The sequence below is a fragment of the Armatimonadota bacterium genome, assembly GCA_029907255.1.
Classification (GTDB): domain Bacteria; phylum Armatimonadota; class UBA5829; order DTJY01; family DTJY01; genus JAIMAU01.
In genome coordinates, this window is record JARYMF010000028.1 from 1 (window position 1) to 864 (window position 864).

The window sequence follows — 864 nt, forward strand, 5'->3', positions numbered from 1 at the left end:
CCTTTCAGGAAAATCACGGAAAAAGCGGGAAAGCGCCACTGCTGCAATATGACGGGCGATGATCTTCTCGTTCCGCAAGCTTAGGACAGGGGGGCGGATTTTTCCACTGAGCATCCGCTCCGGCTCAGAGAAGTGGTAAAGGTCGTGGGGGCTACGGCGACAGTAGGTGAGAGCAAATCCGGGGTATCCGCTTCGGCGTCCGGCTCGCCCTACTCGTTGTGCGTAATTGAACGCCTCGGGGGGAACATTGCGAAGAAAGATCACATCAAGGTCACCTAAATCCACGCCCAATTCAAAGGTCGTCGAGCAACTCAGGACATGGATGTTGCCGTTTCGGAACTCTCTTTGAAACTCTCGGGCTTTCTCTTTGTCGAGCTGTGCTGTATGCTCTTCCACGCGCAGCATTCCAGGCAAATCTTCCTCATAAAGGGAACGATAGTGGTTGGGCTCCAGGTTGCTCACCTGTACTGGCCTGAGCATCCCTGGACAACGATGTCTTGGGCAAACACCGCGAACCGAGATGGCCTGAAGACGACCGCAGGTGTCACACTGGAAGATTGTGTCAGTGTCACGGATGAGAACTAGTCTCCACCAGTCAGGATTCAATCTCCGGGCATCGTCAACGGGAAGAAGTAAACGGTCATTGGACGTAGGGGCACGTTCATCAAACTGCCTCATGGACTGCCATATAGCTCTCAAGACGTCTACAGCCCTATTGACAGCCTCCTGTTCTGAAAAATCGCTACTTATCCTCATAAGCAGTTTAGCCAGGAAACGTGCGCGCTTTCCCTGTTTGCCATCCCAGCTACGCACGCCTTTCTTCCCTTTGGGATCGCCGATGCGGAAACGCATCTGCGACGCCTG

The 864-nt window shown here is 53.8% G+C and carries 1 protein-coding gene; it reads right to left on the reverse strand.

Annotated features, from left to right (window positions below):
* A partial coding sequence (locus QHH26_13615; GenBank protein MDH7482987.1) for a helicase-related protein occupies positions 1-852 on the reverse strand: 852 nt, incomplete at its 3' end.
* Positions 853-864: the final 12 nt, after the last annotated feature.